Annotated in this window: 22 protein-coding genes and 1 tRNA gene; 4 read left to right on the top strand and 19 right to left on the bottom strand. The window is 35.3% G+C overall.

Annotated features, from left to right (window positions below; all coding sequences use genetic code 11):
* Positions 1 to 127: 127 nt before the first annotated feature.
* Positions 128 to 2,083: a transglycosylase SLT domain-containing protein gene (locus tag ACMAWV_RS02240; protein WP_412470029.1), complete on the top strand. Its 1,956-nt coding sequence runs from the start codon at positions 128 to 130 to the stop codon at positions 2,081 to 2,083.
* Here ACMAWV_RS02240 and ACMAWV_RS02235 read toward each other — a convergent pair.
* Together ACMAWV_RS02235 and smc are read right to left on the bottom strand one after the other, a co-directional pair.
* Positions 2,064 to 2,657, bottom strand: coding sequence for a LolA family protein (locus tag ACMAWV_RS02235; RefSeq protein ID WP_412470030.1), 594 nt, complete (start codon positions 2,655 to 2,657; stop codon positions 2,064 to 2,066). The genes ACMAWV_RS02240 and ACMAWV_RS02235 overlap by 20 nt on opposite strands.
* A complete protein-coding gene (smc, locus tag ACMAWV_RS02230) occupies positions 2,657 to 6,340 on the bottom strand; it encodes a chromosome segregation protein SMC (RefSeq protein WP_412470031.1) in 3,684 nt (1,227 codons plus the stop codon). The genes ACMAWV_RS02235 and smc overlap by 1 nt, the downstream gene beginning before the upstream one ends.
* A 229-nt stretch (positions 6,341 to 6,569) precedes the next feature.
* Between smc and ACMAWV_RS02225 the strand changes: the two genes are divergently transcribed.
* Entirely contained in the window at positions 6,570 to 7,703 is a 1,134-nt protein-coding gene (locus ACMAWV_RS02225) for an HD-GYP domain-containing protein (RefSeq protein WP_392990502.1), read from the top strand.
* 34 nt (positions 7,704 to 7,737) lie between these two features.
* Here the strand turns inward: ACMAWV_RS02225 and ACMAWV_RS02220 are convergent, their stop codons facing one another.
* On the bottom strand, positions 7,738 to 8,331 hold the full coding sequence (locus ACMAWV_RS02220; protein WP_103218719.1) for a LysE family translocator: 594 nt from the start codon (positions 8,329 to 8,331) through the stop codon (positions 7,738 to 7,740).
* Between the two features lie 74 nt (positions 8,332 to 8,405).
* Here ACMAWV_RS02220 and ACMAWV_RS02215 point away from each other — a divergent pair, with 74 nt between their 5' ends.
* Positions 8,406 to 8,858 carry an Lrp/AsnC family transcriptional regulator gene (locus tag ACMAWV_RS02215; RefSeq protein ID WP_392990498.1) on the top strand — a complete coding sequence of 151 codons (453 nt, stop codon included), beginning with the start codon at positions 8,406 to 8,408 and terminating at the stop codon, positions 8,856 to 8,858.
* 16 nt (positions 8,859 to 8,874) lie between these two features.
* Here the strand turns inward: ACMAWV_RS02215 and ACMAWV_RS02210 are convergent.
* From ACMAWV_RS02210 to rph, 3 genes are all read right to left on the bottom strand, one after another.
* Positions 8,875 to 8,951, bottom strand: a tRNA-Pro gene (locus tag ACMAWV_RS02210).
* Between the two features lie 70 nt (positions 8,952 to 9,021).
* Entirely contained in the window at positions 9,022 to 9,597 is a 576-nt protein-coding gene (gene rdgB, locus ACMAWV_RS02205) for an RdgB/HAM1 family non-canonical purine NTP pyrophosphatase (RefSeq protein WP_103219300.1), read from the bottom strand.
* Positions 9,597 to 10,304: a ribonuclease PH gene (gene rph, locus ACMAWV_RS02200; RefSeq protein ID WP_103219299.1), complete on the bottom strand. Its 708-nt coding sequence runs from the start codon at positions 10,302 to 10,304 to the stop codon at positions 9,597 to 9,599. Before rph ends, rdgB begins: the two co-directional genes overlap by 1 nt.
* Positions 10,305 to 10,360: 56 nt before the next feature.
* On the opposite strand from rph, the gene ACMAWV_RS02195 reads away from it, so the two are divergent.
* Entirely contained in the window at positions 10,361 to 11,017 is a 657-nt protein-coding gene (locus tag ACMAWV_RS02195; protein ID WP_412475810.1) for a biotin--[acetyl-CoA-carboxylase] ligase, read from the top strand.
* Here the strand turns inward: ACMAWV_RS02195 and ACMAWV_RS02190 are convergent, their stop codons facing one another.
* The 13 genes from ACMAWV_RS02190 to ACMAWV_RS02130 form a co-directional block, all read right to left on the bottom strand.
* Positions 11,018 to 12,250, bottom strand: a complete 1,233-nt coding sequence (locus ACMAWV_RS02190) for a response regulator (protein ID WP_412470032.1) — start codon at positions 12,248 to 12,250, stop codon at positions 11,018 to 11,020.
* Between the two features lie 73 nt (positions 12,251 to 12,323).
* Positions 12,324 to 13,067 carry a PP2C family protein-serine/threonine phosphatase gene (locus tag ACMAWV_RS02185; RefSeq protein ID WP_103219296.1) on the bottom strand — a complete coding sequence of 248 codons (744 nt, stop codon included), beginning with the start codon at positions 13,065 to 13,067 and terminating at the stop codon, positions 12,324 to 12,326.
* Positions 13,064 to 15,307 carry an FHA domain-containing protein gene (locus tag ACMAWV_RS02180; RefSeq protein ID WP_412470033.1) on the bottom strand — a complete coding sequence of 748 codons (2,244 nt, stop codon included), beginning with the start codon at positions 15,305 to 15,307 and terminating at the stop codon, positions 13,064 to 13,066. Before ACMAWV_RS02180 ends, ACMAWV_RS02185 begins: the two co-directional genes overlap by 4 nt.
* Positions 15,288 to 16,292, bottom strand: coding sequence for an FHA domain-containing protein (locus tag ACMAWV_RS02175; RefSeq protein ID WP_103219294.1), 1,005 nt, complete (start codon positions 16,290 to 16,292; stop codon positions 15,288 to 15,290). Before ACMAWV_RS02175 ends, ACMAWV_RS02180 begins: the two co-directional genes overlap by 20 nt.
* A gap of 6 nt (positions 16,293 to 16,298) precedes the next feature.
* Positions 16,299 to 17,870, bottom strand: coding sequence for an FHA domain-containing protein (locus ACMAWV_RS02170; RefSeq protein ID WP_103219293.1), 1,572 nt, complete (start codon positions 17,868 to 17,870; stop codon positions 16,299 to 16,301).
* The gene (locus ACMAWV_RS02165; RefSeq protein WP_103219292.1) at positions 17,858 to 18,196 is read right to left on the bottom strand and encodes a DUF192 domain-containing protein; all 339 of its coding nucleotides are present in this window, start codon (positions 18,194 to 18,196) and stop codon (positions 17,858 to 17,860) included. Before ACMAWV_RS02165 ends, ACMAWV_RS02170 begins: the two co-directional genes overlap by 13 nt.
* Positions 18,196 to 19,380: a type II secretion system F family protein gene (locus ACMAWV_RS02160; protein ID WP_158246955.1), complete on the bottom strand. Its 1,185-nt coding sequence runs from the start codon at positions 19,378 to 19,380 to the stop codon at positions 18,196 to 18,198. Before ACMAWV_RS02160 ends, ACMAWV_RS02165 begins: the two co-directional genes overlap by 1 nt.
* Positions 19,381 to 19,477: 97 nt before the next feature.
* On the bottom strand, positions 19,478 to 20,539 hold the full coding sequence (nagZ, locus tag ACMAWV_RS02155; protein WP_103219290.1) for a beta-N-acetylhexosaminidase: 1,062 nt from the start codon (positions 20,537 to 20,539) through the stop codon (positions 19,478 to 19,480).
* Positions 20,540 to 21,367 carry an ABC transporter permease gene (locus ACMAWV_RS02150; RefSeq protein ID WP_103219289.1) on the bottom strand — a complete coding sequence of 276 codons (828 nt, stop codon included), beginning with the start codon at positions 21,365 to 21,367 and terminating at the stop codon, positions 20,540 to 20,542. It abuts the gene before it with no gap.
* The gene (locus ACMAWV_RS02145; protein WP_412470034.1) at positions 21,367 to 22,239 is read right to left on the bottom strand and encodes an ABC transporter permease; all 873 of its coding nucleotides are present in this window, start codon (positions 22,237 to 22,239) and stop codon (positions 21,367 to 21,369) included. The genes ACMAWV_RS02150 and ACMAWV_RS02145 overlap by 1 nt, the downstream gene beginning before the upstream one ends.
* A gap of 20 nt (positions 22,240 to 22,259) precedes the next feature.
* Positions 22,260 to 23,015 (bottom strand): hypothetical protein, encoded by a 756-nt coding sequence (locus ACMAWV_RS02140; protein WP_103219287.1) that lies wholly within the window; start codon positions 23,013 to 23,015, stop codon positions 22,260 to 22,262.
* A 3-nt stretch (positions 23,016 to 23,018) separates the two neighbouring features.
* Complete coding sequence (locus ACMAWV_RS02135) at positions 23,019 to 23,810, bottom strand: hypothetical protein (protein ID WP_103219286.1); 792 nt, start codon at positions 23,808 to 23,810, stop codon at positions 23,019 to 23,021.
* A 19-nt stretch (positions 23,811 to 23,829) separates the two neighbouring features.
* Positions 23,830 to 24,870, bottom strand: coding sequence for a rod shape-determining protein (locus tag ACMAWV_RS02130; protein WP_021266421.1), 1,041 nt, complete (start codon positions 24,868 to 24,870; stop codon positions 23,830 to 23,832).
* Positions 24,871 to 24,884: the final 14 nt, after the last annotated feature.

Below are 24,884 nucleotides of genomic sequence, written 5' to 3'. Positions count from 1 at the left end.
AGCTAAAGTAGCTACTTATAGTGTTAAACCGACGTTTTTTCAATGCCTTATGTAATTTTTTTAGGAACAGAAATGCCTGTTTTCACATACTTGAAGGAAGTTACTTAAAGGCCTATCCTAGTAGTTAATGAGATTTACCTTACTAACTATATTTATTTTGGCCTTGTCTTGTACGAATTTATCAAGACCTCCTAAAACGAAACCACAAGATGGTGCTCTAACAAACTTACTTTCTAAAATTAGTAAGAATAATTCTGTTAGTTGTAACGAGTACCAAAAATTCTTGCATACACAATTTCCATTGTCCCCATGGTTAAGGGCCAATTATCACAAGAATTGTACTAAGAGCATTCAAGAATTAAGTGAAGAGTATAAAAATACTGAAGCGTATCCGTATTGGGCAAGAGAAGAACTAATTGATGCAATTATTTCAAAAACTTACTACACAGATGTCTATGCTAGTGCTGTCTTAAATAAGGTGGATTACCTCAATACTAAAGGTGAAGTTGAAAGGCTCTTACTTGATGCCATGAAGAAATTCGAAGATGGTAGTCAACAACAAGAACGAATCTATCAAAAATTAATTGATGTCTCTCCTCGCTTCATAAAAGAGCCGGAGCGAGAAAATTATTTAGATGTAGCCAAAAGCTTTGAACAAGATCGACAGTTTGTTAAGGCCCGTGAATATTACAAAAAAATAATTCGCGACAAAGATACTGTAAAAGAAGAAAAAGTTGAAGCTTGGTTTAGACTTGCAAACTCATATAAAAGGGAAAGAAAAAACGATAGTTTTAGAGACAATATTAGAAGCCTAGTTCTTTACCTTCAAAAAAACAGAGAAAGCCAAGAGCTAAAAGAAAAACATGCTGAATACACTATTAGGCTTGCTCGAATCTATTGGACAGAAGACAAATTACAAAGGGCGGTAAGAGTTCTAAGGAACCTCCTTCTCTTTAAGGAAGTCCCAACGGAGTATGTCGTTACAACTTACTACACGATTGGTGGTATTTTTGAGGATCTTAGAAAGTATGATCGCTCCATAAAATTCTATAAGAAGGCTTATGCTGCTGTTGAAGGAAAGCATGAACACCTTGAAAGTATTGTGTGGAATGTTGCCTGGACAAACTACAAGGCGGGCAACTATGAAGAAATGATTCAATGGTTTGATCGTTTTGAAGAAAAAAATGATGAGCCAAACTACCGATTTCTTTATTGGAAATTTGTTGGCCTAAAGAAGCTTAACCGCTTCGATGAAGCACAAAAACTTTTACTTAGAATTCAAAAAGAAGATCAATTTGGATACTATGGCCAAATTGCTCACATGAATCACACAAAACTTAAGCATATTGATTACAGAGAAAAGTTTGATATCTCGATTGATGAGCTTGCTTGGGCCGTTTATCTTGGTAACACAGACCTTGCGAAAAAAATTATTGATAGTAATGATAAGGTTAGCTTTAGTGACCTTTACGCTGCAAAATACTACAATATTATGATCTTTAAATTCTTCAGAGAAGATTCTAAGACGCAAGAAAAAATCTTAAAAGATGATCCACAATTTGCCTTTCCTCTAGCGTTTAAAAAAGAGTTTCTTGAAAATAATAGATCTAAAACAGTAACGACACCACTACTGATGAGCATCGCTCGTCAAGAGTCTGCTTTTAATCAGTATGCGCGCTCACCTGCCGATGCTTTTGGACTACTTCAATTAATTCCAGAGCAAGGAAAGAGGCTTTCTCGTCGCTACAAAATTCCATATGAAGGATATGAAGACTTATATAATCCTAATATTAATATTACTTTTTCAAGTCTCTTGTTAAATGAGCTTATGAAGAGAAGGGATAATAACTTTATCGACTTTGTTGCGAGCTATAATGCTGGAGGTACTCCTATTAAAAGATGGAGAAGTCGAATCATCCTTCCGGACTTAGAGTTTATTGAAGAAATTCCGTATAAAGAAACGAGAAAGTACGTAAAGTTAGTCGCACGAAACTACTTGATCTACTCTCGTCTTCTGAGTAATGAACCATTAACGCTAAAAGAAAATTTCTTTCGTGGTGGCTTTATTGATATGACACATTAGCATTCTTTGGAACGTTAAGGATGAAGTGCTTTGCTTGAAAGCTTTCGTTCTTAACGTTGCTAAGCTCAAGCTTAACAACTTTTCCATCAGCATAATTAATGTCAATTGAAGTAATATTAGAGAACTCTTTTTTCCCTTTCTTAAAAGTCAGCTTTGTTTCGACAACGCCTGTCGACTTAACTGAAGTCTCAGAAAAAACAAGTACACTATAATTATCACCGTCTTTAACTTTATAATTCTTATTTGATTTAAGGCCATTCTTTAGTAAATCAAAGAAGTTTGAAAGACCCTTATCACTACCCTTGTGAATAATTATTTCTGCTGGATCACCAGGCATGAAACCATCTCGTCTAATCCAAGTCGTTTTCTCATTTGTCACATAGACAAGAGCATCTGAACCCTTTTGTTCAAGCCTAAGCTTACCAGGGTATTCATAATCAAATCTTCCTGTTGACTCTTTTGGAGTACCAGTAAGCTGATTTTTTACAATTTGCTTATATTGAGTAGAAAAAGACCTTGGGACAAATCCCAAGGCCATATTTGAAATCATTAAAATAGGTAGTAGCTTTTTCATTACTGTAATTGTACCGAAACTGCCTTTGAAACACCAGGCTCCTGCATTGTTACACCATAAAGTGTATCATTTAGCTCCATTGTTTTCTTATTGTGTGTAATAAGAATGAACTGTGATTCAGCACTCATTTCACGAAGAAGTTCATTAAAACGACCAACGTTTGCATCATCAAGTGGAGCATCAACCTCATCCAGTAGACAGAAAGGAGATGGCTTAACTAGGAAGATTGAGAAGATTAGAGAAACCGCAGTCATGGCCTTTTCACCACCAGACATTAGGTTAATATTCTGCATTTTCTTTCCTGGTGGCTTAGCAATAATATCAACACCACATTCAGCATCATCAATATCACCAACGATTTCTAGACGTGCTTCCCCTCCACCAAAGATAATTGGGAATACTTTTCTAAATCTCGTATCAACTTCTTCAAAAGCGATTTTAAATCTTTCTTTCGATTTTTCATCGATATGATCAATTGCATTTTGAAGGTCTTCAAGAGACTTTCTAAGTTCAACTTCTTGAACTTTTAAGAAGTCATAACGAAGTTTTTGTCTATCGTAGTCTTCAATTGCTTGCCAGTTGATTTCACCTAGGCGACCAAATTCAGACTTGTAGTTCTTAAGTTTAAATCCTTGATCTTTAAGATCTTGGCCATACTTACGAACAAATTCATATGATTCTTTTTCAATTTCTTTTGGACCATTTTCTGTTTCCATAAAGTACATTGTTGAAACATCATTAAGTTTTTCAAAATCAGTTTCAGTATACTCAAGGTAGCGTCCAAGAGATTCGCGTAGATCAACACGGTATTTTTCGAAGATATTACGAACATTCTCTTCTTCTTCATTAAGACATCTTTCAAGGCGTACTTCTTTTTCAGCAACCTCTTTATCGGCCTTATTGATATTTTTAGAAAGTTCTTTAACCTGATCTTCTCTTTCTTGCATTGCAAGTAGAAGTTCAGAGAACTCATCTTTCATAATACTAAGAACTTCATCTTTGCTTGCAAGGATATCGGCTTTTTCGTTATTTGAAATTTCAAGTTCTTCGATTTCAACCTGCATATTTTCAAGCTCACCCTCTAGTTTAGTGATAAGCTCAGAGTTTGATTCTTTACGAAGGTTTTGTTTTTCGATTTGCTTTTCAATATCTTCTGATTGAGAACGTAGCGAATTCACACGTTGCTCAAAAGTTTTTGCTTCAACTTGCTTAGAAACATAAACCTCACGGTCTGCTTCATAAACTTCATTCATTTCATTATAACTATCGCGAAGGTCTTGAACTCTTTCACTAATATCAGCAATTGCCTCTTCAACCTCAGACTTATCTTTATTAAAAGATTCTTCTTTTTCTAGAATAGCTAGTCTTAGCTTTGAAGTTTCATCTTTACGATTCTTTAGAATTTCAAGTCTCGTGTTACCAGATTCCATAGATGCTAGCTTAGACTCAAGAGCTGAGTTTTTAGCAGCGAAATCGGCACGAGCTTCACTTAGTGTAAGACGAGCATTCTCTAGCTCATCTACTTTATTTCTTAGTAATTCATTTGAAGCTGTAACGGCTTCTTCAAGGTTTGCAACTTTTTCATTAAGACTTACTAATTCGTTTTCAAGTGCTTCAATTGTGTTATTTCTTTCAATTGCACTTTGCCCTTGTTCACCAGATCCTTTTACATGAAGAACTGTTGCATTTTGGCGATTACGTACTTGAATATTTCCACTGATATCAGAGATTCCACCAAAAGAGATTGAACTCTCTAGTGAAACAACTTTATCAAGATCAAGGCTTTCAACAATAAATAGGCTTGATAAATATGGAGTTAGTTTAGCTTTATATTCTTCTGGAAGTTCAATGATATCACTTAGAGTCGTTAATTCTACCCCAAGCTTTACTTGAATTCTTTCACGTGCCTCAGCAGAAATTACATCTGCAGACTTATCTGCAAGTAAGATCTCAAGTGCATTCTCATCATTTTCAGTTACCCAATTTTTAAGAAGTGAAAGATCACTCTCAGAAGTAACTAGAGACTCTAAGAACTCTCCAAGAAGTGCTGTTACGGCCTTAGTGTACTTATCGTCACATTTAATAATATTACCAAGTACAGTATATTTATCAGAATCTACTTCACTTAAAAATTTAGAAACACCCTCTTTAGCTCCTTCAAGTGAAGAGCGAATTTCTTTTAATGAAGATAGTCTTGATTGCTTAGTAATTTGTTCTTTTGTTAAATTCTTAAGTTCTGTTTCAAGATCACGATCTTTTTGCGTCAGCTCGTTTACCGTTTCCTTAAGTGTAACTTCTGATTCAGTTAACTCTTCCACTAAATTCTTAGCGGCCATAACATCATCTCTTTCCTTTGCAAGTTCACTTGAAACACCTGAGTATTGTTTTTCAATTGCTTCAATTTCAGTCGCAAGGTCTTGAAGAGTTGCAGCATATTCTTCAAGTTTTGAATTATTTTGGAAAGCTTGTTGATCCATTTTAACAAGCTCTTCTTTCTTAATTGATAGCTCTTCTTCAAGCTCACTAATTTGCGCTTGTCTATCTTCTAGCTCAGACTTTAAAGCTTCAAGCTTCTCGCTTGCTGCTTCATAATCGTAATCTTCTTTTGAAGAAGTGATAACATCGTTGATTTCAGTTTCAATTTCTTCTTTTTTAAGAAGTCTTTCTTCGATCTCTTGAGCTAGTTCATCAATCTCTTTTTGTCTTTGCTCTAGTTGCTCTTCTTTATCAGTTAAAGACTTACAAAGTGCATTCAGTCTTTCTTCAGCAGCAGCTAATTTATTTGAAACTTCATTTCTTTCTTTTTGAGACTCATCAATTCTTGCAGTCTTCTCTTCTCTTTCAAAACGCTCTTCTTCAAGAGAGATCTCAAGAGAATCTTTTTTCATGCTCCAAGCTTCAAGATTTGCTTTCTTCTCAAGAAGCTCATTACCTCCATCGCGAAGCTCACGAAGATCTTCGAATACTTTATGTGCAACAACAGAGATTTCAGTACGTTTAATTTTATCCTTAAGCGTACGCGCTCTTTCAGCTTTTTCAGCTTGTTTTTGAAGAGACTTTAAGTTCTTTTCAATTTCAATTGTTAGATCGTTTAGACGGTTAAGGTTTTGCTCAGTTGCCTCAATCTTTCTCATTGATTCTTTCTTACGAACTTTAAATTTCGTAATACCGGCAACCTCTTCAATCATTGTACGACGCTCAACAGGTTTTGCTTGTACAAGTCTATTGATTTCCCCTTGGGCAATAATTGAGTATGACTTTGCACCAGCACCTGTATCCATAAATACTTCTTGGATATCTTTCAAACGAGCCGGCTCACCGTTGATACGATATTCAGTATCACCGTTTCTATAAAGCTTTCTTGTTAATTGAATCTCTGAAGGATTTGCAACTTTCCCACCGATGTGGATATGCTTTCCATGAGTATTCTCAAGGACAAGTGTTGCCTCGGCCCATGCAGCAGGATTATATTTTGAAGAACCAGCAAAAATAAGGTCCTTCATTGAATTCCCTCTTAGGTGTTTAGCTGATTGCTCACCCATAATCCAAAATAAGGCGTCAACAATATTCGATTTACCACATCCGTTTGGCCCAACGATCCCTGTAATACCATCGTCAAAGTTAATAATTGTACGATCTTTAAAGGATTTAAAGCCCTGGATAATTAGTCTTTTCAGTTGCACTTTGATTCACTCCGTCAATTTATCTCTATAATGTGTGTTGTGTAGGCCTTAATGTACCATTTCAAGCACCTAATCGTACACTTTTAAAATTTCAGTTCCGCTAAATAAGAAATGCAATTTCAATAACTTAGACAAAGCAAATCCTAACAAGAACTAACACAATATTTTTACTTGTACGTATTTCGTACTAGGACTTTATCTGAACGGAGATTATGCCGATAAAAGTGCAATGGATAGCAACTCAAAAACAGTTTATTTTACGATCGACTTTCACCTCGTTGTTCGAGAAAAGCCGCTTCTATACAATATCTACATCAACTCTTCTACGATCAAAGGCAAGGATCACTATGTTAAAATAGTGCGACCTGGAGAAGTTCTCACCGATGATGATGTAGAAGGTTTTAAAAAGTATCAAAGGATACATGTTCTTGAATCTGAGCGTGGGCTCTACCTTCAGTCTCTAGCAGAAGATGAGAACATAGAATCGATTGATAAGGTTTCCGTTATCAAAGATTCAGCGGTGAAGCACCTTGATGATATTTTCAATCCAGGGAAAGAATTCAATACAGAAATTCTTGGTGAAGCACTCGATGGTTGTCATGATTCAATGAAGGCAATGGTCGATGTTATCAAAGACTATGATATTAATAGCCTAAAAAAACTAATTGGTGATTTATCATTCCATGATTTTTACACTTACGACCATTCTATTAATGTAAGTATGTACAGTGTTTTAATTTATAAACAATTAAAACCTAAGGCAAGTGAAGCTGATCTTGTTGCAATTGGACTTGGTGGCCTTTTACATGATCTAGGCAAAACAAAAATTTCGACAGAAATATTAAATAAAACAGGCAATCTTACTGATGAAGAATTTGCACAAATAAAAAAGCATCCTGAGCTTGGTGTTGAACTATTTAGAGAGGCAAACCCTGAGTTTCCTGGACTTAAAAAAGAGTCTATTGAAAAAGTAATTATTGAACATCATGAGAATATTGATGGCTCTGGTTACCCAAAAGGAATCAAGGGAGAAGATCATCATATCTTCTCAAAAGTCGTTTCTATCGCCGATTTCTTTGATGCCATCACGACGAAACGATCTTATTCACAGGCACTTCCAATAGAAGATGCTCTAGAAATTATGAAACGAACTGTTGGGAAAAAAATTGATTCAGAAATATTTGATTTCTTCGTTAAGAAAGTTTCTAAGGTCATCCTAACAGGAAAGACAATGATCGAACTACCGGTCGATTTTAATACAGAGATTGCACACGCAGAGCTTCCAATTCAAAAAGTTCAGCCTAAAAAACTTGGTGAGAATTTTACGAAAGCAGATGATAACCCAAATAAAATAACAAAATAAAAAGTAGAGGAAGAACTTCCTCTACTTTTCTATATTACTTCAAAACTAAAACTGGAAATAAAGAACCAAAAAGTAGCACGGCCAAAATAATATTAAAAATGGCAAGGCGATACCCTTTCTCAAGAAAAGACTTAAGCTTTAAACCTGCAAAGACCCAAACAGAAATTGCCGGAATATCAACAAGACTATAAGCAAGAATAACTGCAACAACACCTAATGTATTACCATTTGTATAAATGGCAACAGCTGAAAGTGCCATTGTCCAAGCCTTTGGATTAATCCACTGAAACATCGCCGCTTCAATGAACGACATTGGTTTTTTAATCTGTGCTTCTTCCTTTGCAAAAGTACTAAATGCAATTTTAAATGCAAGTAATGCTAAATAAGTACCACATGCCATCTGCATAATTTTTTGAATGCCTGGATAAGTTTTAAAAATATCCGAAACTCCAAAACCAATTACCGCAATCATGAAGATAAAACCAAAGTAAACCCCAAGCATATGAGGGACGGTTCTCTTAAAACCATGATTGGCGCCAGAGGCCATTAGAAGAATATTATTTGGTCCCGGCGTTATGGCGGAAACAAAGGCAAAAGCTAAAAGTGCGTATAGATTTGTCGTGCTCATGTGGCACAGTTTACTCGATTTTAAGAATAAATTTATTGCAAAGAATCATACATTTGAGAGATAATTTGCAACATATGAAGAAAATAGACACTATTGACGAAAGAATATTGCAAGAATTAGAAAATGACGGAAGAATCAGTAATTCTGATTTAGCCTCCATCGTAGGACTTTCACCTTCTGCATGTCTTAGAAGAGTACAAGAGTTAGAGAAATCTAAGGTCATCACTGGCTACCGCGCGCGAATCAATCGAGCAAAATTAGGAACAAGATTTACTGCTTATATTACAGTTGGATTATCTGTTCACACAAAGAAGTCACAAAAAGATTTTGAAATGGCGATTGCTGAATCACCCGAAGTAATCGAGTGTCACAACGTTACGGGAAGCTTTGAATACATTCTAAGAATTGAAACGACTGATCTTGTTTCATATAAAACATTTCACACAGAAGTTCTTGGAACACTTCCACAGGTAAATTCAATATCAACATACGTAGTGCTTGAGTCACCGAAAGATAAAAGAAAATAGAAAGGGATTTTAAAAATGGTCGGAGTAGCAGGATTTGAACCTGCGACCCCTTGCTCCCAAAGCAAGTGCGCTACCAAACTGCGCTATACTCCGACATTGAAATTTTGGGTAGGCTATTTATAAGTGATCTGAACCTTTTTGGCAACCCAGAAATTAAACCTTTTTAAAGTTCTTGAAAAAACTTTATAGCGGAACCAACGGCCTTGGCCCTATGGGAGTTCTCGTTTTTCCACTCTTCTAATTGCGCTACAGTCTGATCTGGAAAGGCTTTTGGGCAAAATACAGGATCGTAACCAAAGCCTCCTTCACCAATGTAACTATCTGAAATCTCACCTTCCATTCTACCCTCAAAAAAATATATTTCCTCTGGTGATAAATAAAAGCATAAGACACAAGTAAAGTAAGCATTTCGATTCTGCTCACCATTTAACTTATCTAATAATAGCTCGGCCCTTTGGCGATCTGTTAAACCTTCACCACCAAAACGCGCAGAGTATATTCCTAACTCTTGAGGAAGTGCTTCAACAGTAATTCCTGAATCATCTGCGACGACAGGAGTTTTAAACTCTTCAAAATAAGCTTGAGCTTTCTTAAGAGCATTCTCTTGAAAAGTATTTCCATCTTCTACAACATCTAATTTTGCAGAAGCTGCATTAATTGAAATATTCGTCTCTTTGAATAAAACTGCAAATTCTTCGGCTTTATGAGCATTTCCAGTAGCTAGAATAAATTTTTTCATTACTTTCCTAGTGCTTCTTTTTGTTTTGAGAAAACAACCTTAAGAGATTCAGCAGCACAATCCATTAGCGCATCCATTTGCTCTCTTGAGAATGCTTGCCCTTCAGCAGTTCCTTGTACTTCAATAAATTTTCCAGACTCAGTCATAACAATATTCATATCTGTATCGCAGCTCGAATCCTCTTCATAATTTAAGTCAGCAATGATTTTACCTTCGCCGTTAATTCCACAACTAATTGCTGCAAGAGGCTCTATAATTGGGTTCTCAGAAAGCTCACCACTTGCGATTAAACTTTGAATAGCAAGTTCAAGTGCAATAAAACTCCCAGAGATTGAAGTCGTTCTTGTTCCACCGTCTGCAACCATAACGTCACAATCAAGAGTAATCATACGCTCACCTAATTTTTTAAGATCGATAATTGCTCTTAAGCTTCGGCCAATTAAGCGCTGAATTTCTTGAGTACGGCCACCAATTTTTGAACGCTCTCTTCTTGATCTTGTGTGAGTAGAGCTTGGAAGCATTGAATATTCTGCTGTCACCCAACCTTTTCCACTACCTTTCATCCAACCAGGAACGCTTGATTCTATCGAAGCAGTGATATGAACCTTTGTATTACCAAATTCTGCAAGAACTGATCCTGCTGCATACGGGTTGATATTAATAGAAAATTTAACTTCTCTTGGAGTAGAACGTTCGATAAGTGACATATTGAATACCTCTGAATTTATTAGTATTGTTCGATAATAACATAATGAGAAAATCTATGAAACACCTACATTTTAAAGAAATTCCATCGACTCAAACAATTGCCATTGAAGAGGCACGTAATTATGACCAATTACTTATTAGTGCAACTGTACAAACTGAGGCAAGGGGCCGAAGACATAATAAGTGGGAAGATTTACAAGATAGTCTTTGTTTCTCTTGTAAATTAGAGGCAGGCCAAAAGCCAACTCTACTGGCTTTAGAAGTAGCAGTTATACTTAGTAATTATTTTAAAGAGCACAAACTCCTCCTTAAGTGGCCCAACGATATCTTTAATGAGAATAGTCAAAAAATTATGGGGATCTTAGTTAATAAAGATGATGATAACTATATCGTCGGAATAGGTATTAACTATGGAGGTGTTCCACATGAGACATATGGTGTGCTTAAAGAAGGTACGAAATTAAGTGAGAATGATTTTGAAAGTATTCCGCTAGATATTTACAACTACTTACTAGGCAATCGTCTTACAGAAGAAGAAATTATAAAACAGTGGAATGACAGATGTTATCACCTAAATAAAGAAGTCGAAATCATCGACGAAGATTCTATTATAAAAGGTATTTTCAGAGGAATTGGAAACTTTGGAGAGGCCCTTATTGAGACTCAGGATAAAATAGAGAAAGCCTATACAGGCTCTCTCGTTATTAAATAATTATTCTGAAATTGATGTTAGAACTTGCTTACTGATATTTTTAAGCTCTTTCTTAATTAAGTTCTCGGCCAGATCAGGAACGATTTCCCAAATAATCTTTTCAATATTTTGCTCACAGTACTCGCGTGCAAATTTTTCAATAATTGGTGCAACTTCATTCTTTAGTTCGGCCTTAAGCTCTTCAATATTTACAGCCGGGGCCGTAGTAGCTGGAGCTGTAGAAGTTGCAGTATTAATCGATGCTGTCGTTGATGTACCAAATGAAAAGTCATCATTCATTTGAGTTACCGAAGAAAGATTTATCTCATGCTCATCTTCTTCTGGAGAAGAGAACATTTCACTAGACTCCTCATCAGCGTCCCATAAGTTCTCATCAGAAATCTCTTCAAAGTCATCTGAAAAGTCAGATTCAAAACCACTTTGCTCTGATTCAGTAAACACAGGCTCTACTTCTTCACTTTCTGAGTCCTCAAAATTTTCTTCTATTTCTTCTTCTTGACTAGGAAGCTCAAAGTCATCACCCAGCTCTTCATCAAGATTTCCAAAGTAGTTACTAACATCGAGTATTGTCGAGCTAGGTTGCTCTTCTTTTGGAGGTAAATTTTCTATAACAGGAGGTAGAGTATCAAATTCTTTTGTTACATCACTTCCCTTTAAATTAGTAGGATCAAATCCCCAACCATCCAATTCTGACTCAAGATTATTATCTGAATCATCGTCATCAGTGAATGAATCGTGTTGACTCAAATCAAATTCTTGAGTCTTATCTTCTTCAGTTTGGGCAATTGAGCTATCAACATCCCAACCAGAGAAATTATCATCTTCAAGCTCATCTTGATTATCATCTGAAAAATCTTGTGTCGTATCTGTTGTTGAAACTTCACTTTCAATCAATTCATTACAAAGTGAAATAAATTTCTCTGTTTCAAATGGCTTAACAACTTTGTCAGAATATCCGCTACTACGTAGCTTATTTTCATCAACGATATCAAATGTTCCTAGCATCGCCAGAACTGGAGTTGTAGGGAACTTCTTACGCGTTTCTTCACCTAATTTATATCCATCATCTGAAAGACCAAAGTCTAATAAGATTAGATCAAAATCGTCATTTTTAGAAAATAATTCAGACTCATCAAGAGCTGAAACAATTTCAAAATCTTGATTTGCGAATGTAATACTAATTACTTTTTGGATTGTCTGACTGTCGTCAGCAACTAATACCTTTTTACTCATATAAAACCTCAATATATTGTTACGCAAAAAATCCAGCTAAGCAAGAGACAGTTTTAATGATTACGGTATGTTTCTATACGATTGAATAGATAATAGCTGACTGATTATCTAGATTACCTCGACGATTTGCACCGTCAAAAAGATTATCAATCTGAATAACTTCATCTTGAGTTGATTCTTGAATAATTCTTTTAATATCATGAAGGCTTAAACTTCCGTAGACACCATCACTTAAGACAATAATACGATCATTTGGTTCTACGTTTAACTCCCAAATTTTAGGGGATAAGTCTTCATAAAGGCCCAAAGCAACGAGAGGAAATGTACTTTTTTGGTGCGAGTTATCAGAAATTGAAATCTGTTTAACACAATCAGGTGTATTAATTAGAGATAAATCCCCATCTCGGTACATAAGAACCAGGCAATTACCACATGAAACGATTGATAAAATATTTTCAGAAAGCATCGTTAAAGCAGCAGAAACCCCACCTTTATCATTAAGAGGTTTACTCTTGTTGATATTTAGTAAGTTTTTATGGGCAATAAACATCGCATTCACTAGAGCATTAGTTTCTAGTACATACTGAGGTGAATAAAAGTAAGGCATTGTAGCATTCGGATCTCCAGACAACTTTGAGAAATAAAGATCAATTGACTGCTTAGCACTTTCTAGATTTCTATCAGAAATTCCAGAACCTCCAAATCCATCAAATATACCAAAAATTTTCTGTTTAAGATTAATAAAGGTATTATCCTCATTTAGATTAAGATATGGCCCTTGATGTGTTCTAGCAAAGAAGCTTTGAATTTCTCTCATAGATTTTTTAGCCTTTCACTCGCTTTAATATAATATTCATTATCCATAGGTGAGATTTGTTGCACCTCTTGAAACTTTTCTCGGGCATCCTCAAATGAACCTAACGATTCAGAGATTAAACCTTGACGATATACCTTACGGGCTCTTCTCGTTAACGTATCATTGATATCATCGAGTTCACTTTGCGCATCTAATTCATTAGGATTATAGCGTAAGACTTCCTTAAAAACTTCATAAGATGCCTTAAGATCTTCTGCTTCTTTAAGTGAACGGGCCTTACCCAAAAGTGGGCCAGTTATATTCTTAAGATTCTGACGTGACTTTTTAAGCATATCAATTGCTTTCTTCATTAGATCTTCATCCATTGATTTTTCACTAATGAATAACTCTAAAGCTCCAATTGCCTTATACCATTCTTCTTGAAGAAATAAAGTTTCACCTGGTTTAAGAGCATCTACCATACGTTGGCGTTCAGCTTTCTTCTGCGCTTCTTCAAGTTCTTTTCGATTTTTTTCCTTAATATAGGAATCCAGTTCTAACTCAAGGTTAGCAACATCATAATTATTAGGATCAAGTTCTTTAATCTGTTGAAATAGTCCACGAGACAAAGTGACATTACGCTCTTTTACCGCTTCTGTAGCTTTATCAAGAAGCGTCTTAACTTTTGCCTGAATTAATTTTCTCTTTTCTTCTGCACGTCTTTCAAGCTCTGCTTTTTCGAGCTCAGCATATTTATCCTTAGCCAACTGATAGAAAGTTTGGGCTTGTTTATAATCTTTTGTGATCATAAATAACCTTTCAAACTCAGTAATTGCTTCCGCAACATTACCCTCATTAGCATATCGTGTTGCTAACTGATATAAAGCTTCTGCTTTTTCTTGTTGCTCTTTTGTTAGCTTTTTATCAACCGAGGTAACAACCTGTTTCTTTTTTTGTTCCTTGGCCTGCTTATCTTTAGCCGTTGGTTTTGGTTTCTCGCCACTATCTGGAAATAAAAACATATAAAGACCCAATAATACAACAGTATAGATTAGGACTTTCTTACGCTTTTCAGGGTCATTAAGAATTCTCTTAATAATAGATTTTTCTTCACTAGCTGAAGGAGCATCAGATAATTCAAGGCCATCAAAATCTTCGTCATCATCAGAAACTTCAACAATTTCCTCGACTTCAATTACCTGGTTATCTTCTACAGGCATCAGCATATCTTGCTGACTCTTTATAAAGTCACTAGCGATCTTAACTGTAAAAGTAGTTGAGCCAATAATAAATTCATCACCATTTGTGATCTCTTTTTGGTTTATTCGCTTACCATTTAAAATCGTGCCATTGGCCGATTGTAAATCTTCTAATACACAAGTGATCTTATTCTTTTTAATTACCGCATGTACTGAGGAGACTTCAGGATCAGATAAGACAATCTGACATTTACTTGGATCACGACCAATATATGTTTCAGGCAGGTCTAAATTAAAATGATCATAAGGAACATCTTCACCAAATAACTCTAGAACAAAATTTGCAAAGCCAGAGAATACTTGAGTTTTATCCCCAATATCATCGTCTAGTGTATCAATGTCGTAAGATTCATCACCATAGTTGTCATCATAACCATCATCATAATTTTCTTCATAGTTTTCATCGAAGCCTTCTGAGAATCCTTCTTCCTGCTGTCCAAATTCTTCAAAACCACCTTCTTGAGAATCAAGAGGTTCTTCAGCATTAAACTCATTCTCGTTATCAGATGATTCCTCTTCAGTAGGTGCATCAAAAGCTTGAGTTTCTTCTTCAAATTCAGATCCACCATCTATGATAGATGTTTCTTCTTCAATATCATCTTGTTCAGCGGCTTCAAAATCATCTTCAGGTAACTCTGGCTCAACGTTAACGATTTCTTCAACAGGATCATCACCAACTGGACTTTCAACTTCTAGACTTTCAAAAAGAACTTTAAATTCATTACAAACGAGGTAATAGCCACTCGATACTGGTATTTCCTCTAAAAACATTGGAGCGTTATTAACAAGAACAGTGTCATATGTTGATAACTTATTTAAAGTCCAACTGACACCATTAAAATTAAGGCTTGCTAATCGCCTTGAAATTTGTGGATCATCTAAGTGAACATGAGCTTCATCAGATCGACCAATAAGAAAGCTAGAGCTCTGCCCCATGATCACCTGATCATTAATCTCAATACGATTAAGAATTGTTCCATTTTTAGAAACAGTAATTATCACTCTTTTTCATCCCTAATTTTTCGGCCATATCTTCAACGTTCTTTTTAGCTTCGATAAAGCGCTCATCTGTCTTGTATTCAATTAAAAGTTTATAAATTGAGCAATATGTACCTAAAGCTCTATTATATTTTAAAGAATCTTTATTCTTTGTTGCTTGATTGAACATATCTTTAATTTTTTCATCAAGTCTCTGTTTTGCAATATTTAAGTGATAAGCAGCGTTACCATCATTTGGATCAAGTGTTAGAGCTAGATTAAATTCCTGCATTGCTCTAAAGTAGTTTCCTTCACGTGCTTCTCGTCTACCACGGTGAATATAAGCTTCAACTTTCTCACGAGTTTCAAGATCTTCAACATATTTACGGCCAGTATTACTATTTGAGGAATCAATAATTGAACTTCCTTCTTTTTTTACTGTTGCCTTCTTTGTTTTTGTATCACCACCATCCATAAAAAAGAACAGGCCCATAACTGCTACTGCAATATAGATAAGTTTCTTTCTCTTTTCCTCAGGTGTTGCAGGACCTTTCTTTTTCTTAGCTTTGGCTTTCTTCTTTACCTCTTCCTCTTCTTCCTCATCTTCATCATCTTCGTCTTCTTCAGGGTCCTCATATTCCACGAGGGCCTTCTCCTCTTTTACTTCGATGAATGAGTACTTAAAAACTGTAGAGCCAACAATAATCTTATCACCAGACTTAAGTTTATGTTGAGTCACTTTCAAGTCATTTACCATGACACCATTTTGAGACTTAAGATCGGTAAGAGTATATTCATTATTAACACGAGTTAATTCAATGTGTTCTCTTGAAGCTTGAGTATCAAGAATTTGAATATCATTAGAACTTAGACGACCAAGAACTACTCGATTACCGTTTAAGTAATAACAAATACCTTTATTCTTACCAGTCATACAAATAATACGATGGTACTGCCCAGATGATTCTGGGGAAGATAAATTCTTTGTCATTCTAATTGCGGCAACCATTTATACTTAGTCCTCTTTAATTAGTGTAACATAGAACGCCTTTGCAAAATTATCTCGCCCTATTAAACTCGTAACAAAAATATTATAGAAATGCCCAGAAAGCTCATATTCACCTTTCTGAGACGTTCCTCCATTATCCGCAGAGGCATCACATAACTCAATTATTGTCGCTGCGAATCCCTTTTCACGTGCCACATCTAAGAGGCTCATCCCTTCAGAAGAGCTACCTCTAATCGCCGTGATATCTTCTGCTAGCGTATTAATATGAGAAAGATTCTTTTGTGAATCTAGAACAAGGACAGCTCCCTGTGCCCCTTGCATAAATTCATATAAGCTTGAAACATAGGACTCATCACTTTCCATTTCATCAAAACTCATATCATCGTCAGTTTTCTGCAGCTCTCTAATTCTTTGAATCATGGAATTTATAGATGAACGTAATGGATCAATCTCAGACCATAAATATTCACTATCAACACTTTTTCGATTTCCTCTTAAGGCCTCTTCAATCTGAAACTTCATTTCATCTAGATGTCTAATCGTCATATAATAAACAATGGCAAAGAAGATGATTGAAGCAATAAATGACGTAATTAGTGCCTCTAGGTAAGCAACCCTACTTTTAGATGCCTCATCCGCAATTGATGCTGGTTTAAAACGAATGGCGATTACACCAACAACATCAAGGTTACCTGTCTTAACATTTGTTGCCTTAATCTTTTGACCGATTCCAATTTCACCGTTTGACAATCGACTTACCATAGGAAGGTCACTAGAGTTCTTCATTGTCTTTTCGGCCCACTCTCTTACTTGAACAGAGAAAGGATCATCAATGTACATATTTAGCTTTGTTAGCGGTCTAACAATTCGTCCGTCAATATCAAATAGATCATAAGAAACAACACCGTTATTTCCTTGTTCCATAAACTTTGTATCAACACGATCAAGATCTTTTCTAGCTAATGCACCTCTATTTTGTCTTTTAATTTCATCCGCATAATGTGCACCACGCTTAGCAACTTCTAAAAGAAGTAGACTCTGAGACGTTTTCATTACTGGAAAAATAGTTAGAGTTACCGTCACAACAACGAAGATAGAAAGTAAGATACCAGTAAGAACACGCCATTCATATTCTTCATTAATTCCATGAATTAGTGGCATTAATCGATATTTAAAAAGCCAGATGATCTTTCCAAAGATATTCTCTGGCATTTCACCACCAGTGATATATGTTGGTTCATCATCTTCTTCAACAGTTTCAATTCTTTTTTTAATAATCTTCTTTTTCTCTTTTACAAAAACGACTTGAAGAATTGAATCAGGAAGAGCTATCTTGTCTCCATTTTTAACAGTGGCCCTTTTGACTGCTTTACCATTAACAAATGTACCATTTGAACTTCCAAGATCTTTAACAAAAGCTACATCTTGAGTAACAGTAACGGATAAGTGCTTCTTTGAAACACCATTTACAGGAAAGTGAACGCTACAATCCTCTGAGCGCCCTAGGGTATTTTCCCCTTCCTCTAAAATATATTCCTGTCCACGCAGTTTACCTGCAACAACAACTAATTTATACATAACTCTAGAGTATCCCCTTCCTTAATCTCTTGAGGCAATTGTCCATCTGCCAACTCTAGTACACGACTTGCACTAAAAACAATTTGCGTATGTCTCCATGGTTTAAGTCCACGGTATATTTTCTTAATTTCATTCTTACTATTAAAGAAGACAACATCGATTTTATAATTCATAAAACAGGTATGAATTGCATTTGTTCCATAAAAAATCATGCCATCAAAGCCATCCATGCTCTGAGAAAACATCAGCCCCTTTAGTTTCTTATAAAAAGAATCTGCAACAATGGCCTGCTTACATATTTCAATACCATTACAAGAAATCTTCATTAATTCCCTCCAACTAGCTCAACAACGAGTGGAGCAAAGATCATAAGAAGAACTGAAGGTACAATAAAGGCCATCATTGGAAAAAGAATCTTTGTTGCAGCAGTTGCACCTTCTTTTTCAATCTGCGCTGATTTCTTTTGTCTAATCTCAATTGAGAGTGCTTTTAGAATTGGTCCAATTGAAGCACCAACAGAGTCTGCAGCAATTAGAGTTGCACAAAATGACGAAATCTGAATTAAGTCCACTCGCCATGCCATATTTCTTAGAGCTTCTGCACGACTGGCCCCAATTTTAATTTCTTTAAGAAGAATTTCAAATTCTTGTGTAAGTGGACCAGGTTTAGCTTTATCTACAACCTTAGTCATCGCAGCAATAAAGTCTAGTCCCGCTTCAACAGATAGTGCTAACATATCAACTGAAAAAGGCATTCCGTTGATAATATCTTTTTGGCGTTGTTCAATTTTTCCTTTAATCCAAATGTCCGGATATAAGAATCCAACAATTGCCATTACAGGAATAAGAGAAAGTTTCCAGTCTGCTTCAGTAAATTCTCTGACAGCTAAGAACATAATTGGGAAACCAATAATAAGAAATAACTTAAATGCGAAGAAATCCTCAGGAGTCATATCTTCAGTTAAACCAGCACTTGCTAGCTTTCTTTTATACTTCTCTTTAATCTTCTTCTTATTTTTCATAGAAGAAACAATTGGTGAAATATAGCGTTTAAAAAATGGTCTCGAATATTGAAGAATAAAGCCGTGCTTTTTTACATTCTCAGCTTTCTTAGAACCACCTTCTTCTAATTTTTGCGCAGCTTGGAAAGATTCATTATCTTGAAACATCATCTGCGTGACAATATAAACAGCAATACCAATAAGAATAATTCCGGCCCACATTAGAAGCTGTGAACTTTCAAATAACTCCGCACCTTTTCGATAATCACAAGCGTTCTGCTCACCATTTTGACAGGCACTAATAATTAGCTTCTTACCTTCGGCAGGATAGTTAATTCCATCTTGCTTAAAGCTTTTATCAGTAAATGTTTGGTAAAGAAGTCCTTGCTCAAAACAACTCGATTGATTTCCTTTTTTACAAGAGACATCAAGTAAATTTGCATGATCGCGCTTTGAATAATTTCCGTAGCTCTGCGCATTTGCATCGAATGCAACGAGCAACGTAAACATATAAAACAATAAGGAAGTTATGAGACCTTTAGTCATAACATAAGAATATCAAAAATAATTGATTTCAAGCAGTTAGAGGCAATATTGGCCCTATGTGCTAACCTTGATTAACCTGCTCAACAATAGATAAATTCTCACGAGTACCAACCTTACCAGCAACATCTGGAATATAAGTAGGTGAGTAATTTGATAGGTATTTTTTCTTAAGCTCTAAGACACGTTCATATTTTTGAGAGATATCAACTTTATCAATATCACCAGCTTCAAAAGCTTGCTTCACATATGTATAGGCTTCGCGACAAGCTTCAAAAGAACGATATTCCACTACATCTGCTCCAGCTGTTAGAGCTTTAAGAGCTGCTTCGCCGATTGTAATTTCATCTGAAATGGCCTTCATTTCCATATCATCAGTTATGATAACTTTTTTAAAGCGCAGTTCCTCACGGATTAGTTCATATGCTTTTTTTGAAAATGTACAAATATTTTCTGGATCAATTGCGTCGACTTTTAAGTGGGCCATCATGACAAAGTCCACTCTTGCTTTTACTGCTTTTACAAATGGAATAAATTCACTTTCTCTCAGTTCTTCTAGCGACTTATTAACAACAGGTAATTTAAAGTGCGAATCCTCTAAAGTATCACCATGGCCCGGAAAGTGCTTAGCGCATGACATAATCCCACTTGTTTGCTGACCGCGAATTATGGCCGAAACAAACTTAGTGACTTCGTCGGCGTTATCACCAAATGAGCGATCACCAATAACAGTATTTTTTGGATTCGTGAAAATATCACAAACTGGACCCAGATTAAGATTAACACCACAACTTAGTAACTCATTAGACATTAGCTGAGAGATTTCAAAACATAATTTTGGAGAATCTGTTCTTGCAACATCTAGCATTGGTGGGATTACAGTGAAGCCTTCACGAAATCTCTGTACTCTTCCACCTTCGTGGTCTGTTGCGATAAAGAGTGGATAATTATCTCTTAATGATTGAATATTATTAATTAATTCTGCCAATTGAGCTGGTGACTCATAGTTTTGTTTAAAAAGAATAACTCCACCAATATTTTCTTTTTGAATGAAATTTTCTTCCTCAGTCGTTAACTGTGTACCACTTATACCAGTAATAAATAATTGACCTAATATATTATTCATCTATTTGCCTTTACCTTTAAGTTTTGGATCTAAGTAATCTCTAAGGCCATCGCCAAAAAGATTTAACGAAATAATTAAACCAGTCATTAGTAAGCTCGTCACGATAACAACATGAGGTGCTTCTAATAAAACTAACTTCGCCATAGCAAGGATTGCTCCCCACGAGTATTCACTTGCCCCTAATCCAAGGAATCCTAAACTAGCTTCACTAATTATAACTCCACTTATTCCAAGAACAAAGTGAATGGAAATAACTGGCACAATACTTGGTAAAATTGACTTATAAAATAAACGAAATTCACTTACACCAATTGCTCTAGCACTTTCTACATATCCTAAATTTAAAACACGCATTGTCTCACCGCGAGCAATACGAGCGTAACCAGGCCATGAAGTAAAAATTAAACAAAGTACCAATCCTGTAAATGATTGCCCAGAAAAAGACATAACAAGAATGGCGAGTAAAATACTAGGAAAAATAAAAATTAAATTAGTAAACATATCCATTATTTCGGACACAAACTTTATTTTTATCGCAGAAAGATATCCAATAATTATACCAATTAAACATGCACTTGAACTAATAAGTAATGAAATACCTACTGTATAGATAAGACCGACACTTAGTACTTTAAATAAACTTCTACCATTAATATCAGTACCTAAAAAATAGTCATGTGAAAAAGGCTTAAATAATTCATGAGATATAATACTTGATGGAGTATAATCAAATCCATTCATTAGTAGCCACAAGACTGCCCACATAATATAAATTGATAGAATAAAGCCACCGAAGATCATTTCATTATTTATTTTCTTCTTTCTCATTAACCTATCCTTGGATCAATCTTTTCATTTAAGTAATCAACTAATACATAAACGAGCATATAGATAACTGTAGAGTATGCAATAATTCCCTGAACAAGTGGATAGTCACGATTATTTATTGCTTCAAATAAAAGAGAGCCTAAACCCGGAATATCAAAAATAGTTTCTGTAATAACCGTACCAGCAAGAACAACGGATAACTGAATCGCAACTACATTTAAAATCGTTGGCATACAAATTTTCACAAGACGATAGACTATTGCTGAATTAGATAAGCCTTTAGCATTTAAAACTAAGACCCATAGTTGTGACTCTTCTTCAAGATACTTATTCCTCATAACCCTTACAATTACAGATGACAGCGGTAATACTAAAGTTGTAACTGGAATAATCATATGCTTTATAGAAGTCCATTGCGAAACTGGGAATATACCGAGTTTGATAGAAAAAACTAAAACAAGTAGTGGCGCAAGTGAGAAGATTGGAAATGAAAGTAGAGTTAGTGTGATAACTCGAATTGCTGTATCAGGTAATTGAGATTTTTTTATCGCAGAGATAACACCTATGCCAATTCCTATAGGAGTTGATATTAATATCGATACTAGTGCCAAAATAACTGTTGGAGGCAAGTTATCTTTTATTAATTTCACAACAGGATCTTTCTTAAAGAATGATTTACCTAAATCTAAAGTAATAATACCTTTTGCAAAATCAACGTATTGCTCAACTAAACCTTTATCTAAGCCAAGCTCAGCACGGTATTTTTGAATTTCTTCTACTTTTGCTTCAGGACCAAGAAGTCTTTCGACTGGATCCCCCGGAGTTAATCTCAACGCGAAGAAAATTGTCGTGATAGCAAAGAATAATGTCAAAAATGACTTTAAGAATAATTTCATTTTACCAACTCTTTTGATAGACCTTGAGATGCCCAGTAGTGACCAACAACATCTAAACTCTTATTTAATATATATACTTGTTCTTGTCCGCCAGCTGATAAAAGAAAACGATAGTTTCCATTCTTATCGAAATCATCAAAACTCAATCTTGCTTCAGATAAAATCTCTTTTGGTATATTTAAATATTGTTCTTGGAAATATGGAAAGCTTTCCCAAAGAATATGAAAATTCATGTCTCCATTCTTTTTATCAATGGCCTTCTTAATAAAGCCCGAAACCTTTGCACACTCAACAATAGATGCATAGAAACATATGGCCTTAACATTTTTAGGAACATCATACTCACGCTGTCCAAGCCACTTATATTCAGGAGAATTCAGATTATAAAAAATCTTTCTACTTTTTAAATCAATCTGACCACTCACGGTGTAAATATCATTATTCAAGAAAAAAGTGGATTCGTATTTAATTGGAACTAAAAAGAACACATCCTTAGCAATCTTCTTTTGCTTAGAGATTACAATTGTCTTTTCATAAACTTTGGATTTATTTACAGGTGAAATGATTTGAGTTTTTCGTACATATTCACGATTCTTATTGAATCCTGACATTGTATCAACAAGATATTCACCACTGACTTCCAATTGCTTATACTGATTAGCACTGGCCGATAGCTGATCATTAATATCTTCTTTCAGTATACTACATGAAGTAATTAAAAATAAAAAAAGCACACCAAGAGGTCGCAACATAAACTACTCCTCTATTTGTTGATTAATATACTTATTAAATTCCTCATCAAGTGAAGTTAAAATTATAGATTTATCATCAAGCTCTTTTAAGTATGAATCTAAATCTCCATTACTTTCAAACTTAATCCCAATTTTCTTCATCGGAATATTATCAAGTCTGAAATTTACATAATCAATATCGTAAACTTTTTGAATATTTGAAATATCATATGAGTTTTTCTCTAAAACTAGAGTTCCCATTGAAAACTTTTTGTTAGAGAAATTTTTAAAGTCTTGAAGAGACATTACAAAAGAAGCACCATTACTTGAGATATCAATTAATTTTGCACCTCTTAGCTCTGGAAAATCATTCATCGAATAAGAAAAGTCTTTAATGAATGAGTCCTCTTTATTTTTAGATTTATTGAATTGAAGTACATTATCTGCAGACGGTGTATCTTCTTCGACTGCATCAAAATATAGATATGAAGATGTCATATATGAGACATTAAATCTCATATCCCCTCTTCTTTCACTTCGATATACTTTCCCTTCGATTTTTAGATTACCACCTTCAATGACACCTTTAAAAAAGTAGCTCATATAACGAAGGCTAAAGTTCGCCATCACGACTCCATCAAGAGCGTGATTATCATCTACAATAAGAGTATCTTCTTCAATCGCAAAAATCTCAACAGAAGCTACCTGCTGTGAGTTAGTCCAAATTTTTAATTTACTCTTTGTGGCAATGAGCTCCCTGATTTTCAGTTTTATATCAGAGAGCTCTAATTCGATAAAAAGATTTTGAGAATTCAATTGTAAACCTATTTTCGACTTATGATAGAGTCGCTACTTGTTTTAAAAGATCGATTGACTCTAGTGCCTTACCACATCCACGAACAACACATGTTAATGGATCTTCAGCAAGAGCAACTGGAAGACCAGTTCTTTCTTTAATTAAAACATCTAGGTTTGCAAGAAGAGAACCACCACCAGCTAGAATGATTCCGTTATCAACGATATCGGCAGCTAGTTCTGGAGGAGTTTTTTCTAATGAAGTCTTAATTGCTTCAACTACTTCAGCGATAGGATCAGAAAGTGCATCTCTGATTTCGTCAGAAGTAACTTCGATAATTTTAGGAGCACCAGCAACTAGGTCACGGCCCTTAACTTCATATGTTCTTACTTCATCATCAAATGGGTATGCATTACCAATCGACATTTTGATTTGTTCTGCAGTTCTTTCACCAATTAATAATGAGTATTTTTTCTTGATGTAAGAAGCAATTGCTTCATCAAACTTATCACCTGCAACTCTTTCAGATTGAGAGTAAACGATACCACCAAGTGAAATGACTGCAACTTCAGTTGTCCCACCACCAATATCAACAATCATATTTCCTGAAGGTTCAGTAATTGGAAGTCCTGCACCAATTGCAGCGGCCATTGGCTCTTCAATTAAGTAAACTTCACGAGCACCTGCTTGTTCAGCAGATTCCTTTACTGCACGTTTTTCAACTTGAGTAATACCGAAAGGAATACAAATAATGATTCTTGGCTTTACTAGCTTTGAACCTGATAGTGATTTTTGGATGAAGTACTTAAGCATGGCACCAGTTACTTCAAAGTCTGCGATTACTCCATCTCTCATAGGACGAATCGCTTGGATAGACCCTGGTGTACGACCAAGCATTTGCTTAGCTTCCGCACCAACAGCTAGAACCTTTGATCCAGTACCCTTATATCCTTGGTGTACCGCAACTACAGATGGTTCATTCACGATGATCCCTCTGTCCTTAGCGTATACAAGAATATTCGCTGTACCTAAATCGATCGCGAGATCGTTTGAGAAGAAATTAAAAAATTGCTTTAACATTTCATATTCCTTTA

Origin of the sequence: Halobacteriovorax sp. RT-1-1 (assembly GCF_047085455.1) — a bacterium.
GTDB lineage: Bacteria > Bdellovibrionota > Bacteriovoracia > Bacteriovoracales > Bacteriovoracaceae > Halobacteriovorax_A.
The sequence above is the reverse complement of the archived record's forward strand: the minus strand, read 5'-3'. Positions and strand labels throughout refer to the sequence as shown.

Bases quoted from the DNA above. Each gene is read 5' to 3' on its own strand.
- ACMAWV_RS02175 (WP_103219294.1), bottom strand. From the start codon at position 16,292: ATGGTTGCCGCAATTAGAATGACAAAGAATTTATCTTCCCCAGAATCA.
- ACMAWV_RS02170 (WP_103219293.1), bottom strand. From the start codon at position 17,870: ATGTATAAATTAGTTGTTGTTGCAGGTAAACTGCGTGGACAGGAATAT.
- ACMAWV_RS02150 (WP_103219289.1), bottom strand. From the start codon at position 21,367: ATGAGAAAGAAGAAAATAAATAATGAAATGATCTTCGGTGGCTTTATT.
- ACMAWV_RS02195 (WP_412475810.1), top strand. From the start codon at position 10,361: ATGAAACACCTACATTTTAAAGAAATTCCATCGACTCAAACAATTGCC.
- ACMAWV_RS02235 (WP_412470030.1), bottom strand. From the start codon at position 2,657: ATGAAAAAGCTACTACCTATTTTAATGATTTCAAATATGGCCTTGGGA.
- ACMAWV_RS02215 (WP_392990498.1), top strand. From the start codon at position 8,406: ATGAAGAAAATAGACACTATTGACGAAAGAATATTGCAAGAATTAGAA.
- ACMAWV_RS02140 (WP_103219287.1), bottom strand. From the start codon at position 23,015: ATGTTGCGACCTCTTGGTGTGCTTTTTTTATTTTTAATTACTTCATGT.
- rdgB (WP_103219300.1), bottom strand. From the start codon at position 9,597: ATGAAAAAATTTATTCTAGCTACTGGAAATGCTCATAAAGCCGAAGAA.
- nagZ (WP_103219290.1), bottom strand. From the start codon at position 20,539: ATGAATAATATATTAGGTCAATTATTTATTACTGGTATAAGTGGTACA.
- ACMAWV_RS02130 (WP_021266421.1), bottom strand. From the start codon at position 24,870: ATGTTAAAGCAATTTTTTAATTTCTTCTCAAACGATCTCGCGATCGAT.
- ACMAWV_RS02185 (WP_103219296.1), bottom strand. From the start codon at position 13,067: ATGAGAGAAATTCAAAGCTTCTTTGCTAGAACACATCAAGGGCCATAT.
- ACMAWV_RS02165 (WP_103219292.1), bottom strand. From the start codon at position 18,196: ATGAAGATTTCTTGTAATGGTATTGAAATATGTAAGCAGGCCATTGTT.
- ACMAWV_RS02225 (WP_392990502.1), top strand. From the start codon at position 6,570: ATGGATAGCAACTCAAAAACAGTTTATTTTACGATCGACTTTCACCTC.
- rph (WP_103219299.1), bottom strand. From the start codon at position 10,304: ATGTCACTTATCGAACGTTCTACTCCAAGAGAAGTTAAATTTTCTATT.
- ACMAWV_RS02190 (WP_412470032.1), bottom strand. From the start codon at position 12,250: ATGAGTAAAAAGGTATTAGTTGCTGACGACAGTCAGACAATCCAAAAA.
- ACMAWV_RS02240 (WP_412470029.1), top strand. From the start codon at position 128: ATGAGATTTACCTTACTAACTATATTTATTTTGGCCTTGTCTTGTACG.
- ACMAWV_RS02160 (WP_158246955.1), bottom strand. From the start codon at position 19,380: ATGTTTACGTTGCTCGTTGCATTCGATGCAAATGCGCAGAGCTACGGA.
- ACMAWV_RS02220 (WP_103218719.1), bottom strand. From the start codon at position 8,331: ATGAGCACGACAAATCTATACGCACTTTTAGCTTTTGCCTTTGTTTCC.